Source organism: Methylobacterium oryzihabitans (assembly GCF_004004555.2).
GTDB classification, from domain to species: Bacteria; Pseudomonadota; Alphaproteobacteria; order Rhizobiales; family Beijerinckiaceae; genus Methylobacterium; species Methylobacterium oryzihabitans.
In genome coordinates this window covers 7501-12719 of record NZ_SACP01000058.1, presented here as the reverse complement: position 1 = coordinate 12719, position 5219 = coordinate 7501, and the positions used below count along the sequence as shown (strand labels likewise).

Annotated in this window: 2 protein-coding genes; both read left to right on the top strand. The window is 43.2% G+C overall.

Annotated elements, in window-relative coordinates:
* The first annotated feature begins 707 nt into the window (after positions 1–707).
* Positions 708–2948, top strand: coding sequence for a type I secretion system permease/ATPase (locus EOE48_RS28000; RefSeq protein WP_246155018.1), 2241 nt, complete (start codon positions 708–710; stop codon positions 2946–2948).
* The gene (locus EOE48_RS27995; RefSeq protein ID WP_127734155.1) at positions 2945–4486 is read left to right on the top strand and encodes an HlyD family type I secretion periplasmic adaptor subunit; all 1542 of its coding nucleotides are present in this window, start codon (positions 2945–2947) and stop codon (positions 4484–4486) included. Before EOE48_RS28000 ends, EOE48_RS27995 begins: the two co-directional genes overlap by 4 nt.
* Positions 4487–5219 lie beyond the last annotated feature (733 nt).

Here is a 5219-nt window from a genome sequence, read left to right as displayed (position 1 = left end):
CCGTACATCAGTTATGACATCCCGTACATCAGTTATGACATCCCGTACATCAGTTATCGGTATCCCGTACATCAGTTATTTTTTTCGGCCTAAGCATCTCAAGATAAAGAGGAAAAATTGTCAAATTGTGCACAATGATTTTCTAAAACTATATAAAACTATAAAAACTTCTTAAAACCTGAAATTGTCGGATTTTGAGAATTGCTGAAGTGTTATGTTGGCGCATTGAAAGGGTGAATTTTTTAATTTTGTACCTGAATAAGTTAGTGCTGTTTGAAAAAAAAGTAAGGAACCCCCAGACAGCAGTGCGATCTCGTCCAGGAAGGCCACAAAGGCCAGGAGGACACCTGCGTCGGTGAGTAACCGCGCATTTGCTCACAGAAGGCCCAGAGGGAGGAATCTGCGGTTGCCAAGCAGGGGACCCCACGCAGATCACTGAAGGCCGCTGGTGGCCATCCTAGAGGGTTTTGAGGGGTGTTCTGGCTTCAGTAGCATCACATGTTCAGATGGAGAATATTGAAATGACAGAGGGAGTAAGCGTTGCAAAAATTGCATTGTCTCTGTGATTTCGAAACACACTAGCTATGCGCAATCTAATTTACTGTCGAGCTTAGTTATGTTATGCAAATTGTAAAAATTAGATGCTAAACGTAATGCGAAATGCTCATATCATATGCGGCTACCGATGAGGATGCCACATCAAATAAGTGAAGGAGGGTCCAATGGCGGAAATTAGATCCGCGAATCACATAAGTAATAATAGCGAGCAAGTAGTACAAAATGCAAGCAATTCAATAATAAAAAACGTAGGGGCGCAAAGCGATTCTGGACTGAGTGCGTTATCAATCGTTGCATCGTTTCACCAGGTTGCGTGTGAGTCTGCACAAATACAGCATGAACTAGGGTTAGGAACCAGAGCCGCCAACGCCAATGAGCTTGTGAGGGGTGCACGAAGGTTAGGGCTGAAGGCCAGATTGCTAAAAGGACAGAAACAAGAGCGTCTTCAGAAAATTCCATTGCCAGCTATCCTCGAAGTTGAAGATAATAAATTTATTGTTTTGGGGCGAAGAGTAGAAGATAACAAATTAAGAATAATAGATGCTGTAAAACGTACAGCAGAACATATATCTATAGATGATTTCTGTCAAACATGGAATGGAAATATTATATTAGTTGCAAAACGGGCAAATCTTCAACAAGTAGTGTCGAGTTTTGGAATTGGGTGGTTTATCCCATCTATATGGAGATACAGAAAATCATTATGGACCGTAATAGTTGCATCGTTTTTCATACAAATATGTGCACTTATAACCCCAATATTTTTCCAAATAACTATTGATAAGGTTTTGGCGCATAAAGGATATTCTACGCTAAACTTAGTTGCATTCGGATTAGTGATATTGGGGTTGTTTCATGTTATACTGCAGTATCTGAGAAACTACATATTAACGCACACTGCGAGCCGTATAGATGTAGAATTAGGAGCTCGCCTATTTGAGCATTTGATGAGGTTACCGCTTGGATATTTTGAAATCAGGCCAGCAGGACAAACAGTAGCTCGAGTTCGCGAGCTTGAGACAGTACGTAATTTCCTAACTGGACAAGCACTAACGTCTGCTATAGACTTGCCTTTTACATTGATATTTATATCGATACTTTATTTTTATTCTCCTGTACTTGCTTTGATTGTAAGTATATCTATGCCTTGCTATGTAATAGTCGCTATACTCATTAGGCCTGTTTTAAGAGAGAAGACATTAGAAAAATTCAATCGGTCGGCAATATCGAGCCAGTTTCTCATTGAGTCTATTGTAGGAGTACATACTATCAAAGCATTGGCTATTGAGCCAGTATTAAGAACACAATGGGAAGAGAGACTCGCAGCTTATGTTAAAACATCTTTTGTATCTGGTATTATAGCCAGTATCGGTCAAAATATAATACAATATATAAATAAAGTAACAACCGCCTTAGTTCTATTTTTTGGCGCATATGCTGTGATGAATGGAGAAATGACAGTTGGTAGCTTAATTGCATTTAATATGATTATGGGACAAGTTACTGGCCCCATTCTAAGACTTTCGCAGTTGTGGCAAGATTTCCAACAAGTAAAAATATCAATCGAGAGACTTGGAGATGTATTAAATCAACAACCTGAAACCAGATCTCTTGCTCAATCGCATCTCCCTCCTGCTAAAGGTAGGGTTACAGTAAAAAACATCATATTTCGTTATCAACCTGGAACTACAGAAGTTTTAAAAGACGTATCGATAGATATACCAACTGGGCAAGTCATTGGTATAGTAGGTCCATCTGGATCTGGAAAGTCAACTTTTACAAAACTATTACAAAGACTTTATGTTCCCGAGAAAGGTCAAATACTAATCGATGGTATCGATATATCTCAAGTAGATCCAGCATGGTTGAGACGCCAAATTGGTGTTGTTTTGCAAGAAAACCTGTTATTTAACAAAACAGTTTTCGAAAATATCTCGCTTGCTAATCCAGGATTGTCAAGATCACAGGTTATACAAGTTGCAAGATTGGCTGGAGCGGATGAATTTATTAATCGACTTCCGCTCGGGTATGATACTCCTATCGAAGAACGTGGTGCTAATTTGTCGGGTGGCCAGAGACAAAGAATTGCCATCGCGAGGGCCCTAGCAACTAATCCTAGAATATTAATATTAGATGAGGCGACTTCTGCGCTAGATTACGAGAGCGAAAAAATAATACAAGAGAATATGAAACACATTGTAAAAGGCAGGACTGTCATAATTATTGCGCACAGACTTGCTGCTGTTCGTATTTGCGACCGCATAATTGCATTGCAGGATGGGCGTATTGTAGAAGATGGGACACATCGCGAACTATTAGATCGGCCTACATCCCTTTATGGACGCTTATGGAAACTCCAGTCAGAGGGTTCAGAAGGAGAGGCTGCATGACCACGCCGTCACAAGATCGTGCAATTGTTTCTACTAGTTCGTCTCGTCCGGCAAATGTTGGCAGTGATTTGGGTTTAAGTCGAAAATTAAATATTCCCCCATCACAATCTATCATAGGAAAAATTCGCCGTATAAGTAGTACGCGCGAAGATCAAGAGTTTTTGCCTGCTCATCTTGAAATACTTGATACTCCCCCATCTCCTTATGTATTGGTTTTTACTTGGTGTATATGTATAATGTTTGCTACGTCCATAATATGGAGCTGCATAGCTAAGATAGATATTCATGCTGTTGCAACTGGGCGTATTCAGCCAAGTGGACGCTCAAAGGTTGTTCAACCTTTTGAAGCGGGAAAAATACAAGCCCTGTATGTTAGTAATGGAAATAAAGTTAATGCAGGAGATACTTTAGCTATAATGGAGACTACGGAAGCAGATGCTGATCTTAAATCTAGAAAGTCGGATCTTGCGACTATGAAGGCACAAGTAGCCAGAAGGCAGGCAACAATTGTTGCTGTACAATCAGATAGTCAAAAAGCAAACGTGAAGTTTGAAAATAATATTCCATCTGAAATTAAATTTAGAGAAGAAAGCGCGATGAATGCTGATATTTATCAATATTTAACAACTAGAGATGCGTTTGTTGCACAGTTAAATGAAAAAATCGCAACTCAAAAAAGATTTATTGCTAGTATAAGTGCTAGAGAAAAGCTTTTTAATATATTGAAAGAAAGGGCTGATATGCGAGAAACCCTTGTTGCAAAAGCCGCAGGAACAAGAGCAGCAGTTATTGATGCATTGCAACAGGTAGAACAAGTGTCGGCAGACCTAGCATATGACCGCGGCCAACTTATGGAAGCGCAGGCGGCCGCCGTTTCTCTTGAAAAAAGAATTGATCAACTCAAAAGCGAGACAGTATCAAAACAATATCAGTCATTAGTCGATGCTCAACAAAAAGTCGATACTCTTACACAGGACGTTGTAAAAGCAGAAAATCGAAAAGATCGAATGTATATTAAGTCTCCTATCGAGGGAACGATACAACAGCTCGCTGTTACAACCATCGGTCAAGTTGTTACTGCTGGACAACCATTGATGATCGTCGTTCCTTCAGATGGAGAAATTGAATTAGAGGCACAAGTAGCCAATAAGGACATAGGTTTTATATTGCAGGGACAAGAAGTTATTATAAAAATAGATGCATTTCCTTTTACCAGATATGGCACTTTAGAAGGACGTGTACTGAGAGTATCACGTGACGCAGTCGATGAAAAAGATCTAGGCGGTTCGACCGATGCAATTTCTCTTGCAAGAGGCCAAGGATTGGCGCCTGTGAATGGAACTCCCAAAACACAGAATCTTGTATTTCCGGTTACAATATCTATATCGCAGCATACTATCTTGGCAGATGGTCAGAAAGTACCTCTTACTCCTGGCATGACAGCTACGGTTGAAATTAGAACAGGTAGCCGTCGGGTAATTGATTATATCTTGTCCCCTCTTAGTGAGACTGTTTCAACAGCTGGTCGTGAGAGATAGACAACTAAGAAAAGCGTATCCAGTGAGATCCCGTTCCATAATGGGTTCCCCAGCTTGACGCATCGGTGAGCGCTGCCCGCGCCGGCTCAAACAGGCTGCCTGTGGTTCTGCTCGCGCAGCACGTTCGGGCAGCGTCGGAGTGGAGGACGTGCGCGGGTACGATCCCGCCTGGCGCATCGGCAGTCGCACTGGACCTATCCTATATGACAGCCATGGGGGCATCGCGCATTTCTGGCCGTCCCTCGCCCACTGGTCGGCTGATGGCGCTAGTCCGAGAGAGTAGGTCGGCACGGCCGCGACCATCACGTTGAGATCGTTGAGCCCGAGGACGTCCAGACAGGTTTTGCGGTGCAACTGAGACGCTGGGCTGGACCGGCCACTGCCGGCACTCGCGCGATCTCCTCGTCGGGCGACGCGTACGGTCCTTATGAAACGGGATCTCAGGCGCGTAGCCTTGATCGCGACCGCGATCTTCGAGGAGGCGATGAACCAGAGGCCTTCCCAGCTTGGAGAGCGTTATCGAACCCGGCACGCGGCCCTCTCTTTATCGCCTTTCGATACCTGATCCTCTCCGCGTCTCAGTGCGGCTTCAGAGCCCACACGCGGGGCTTGCGACGACAAAAACGAGCGATGCCGCATTTTTAGGTTGACGGGCATGAGAGCGATGTTTATACGGCTCTTCATCGGCGCCGGCCGCGAACAGCGGCACGGGCGCTTACGCTTCTTCTAACAA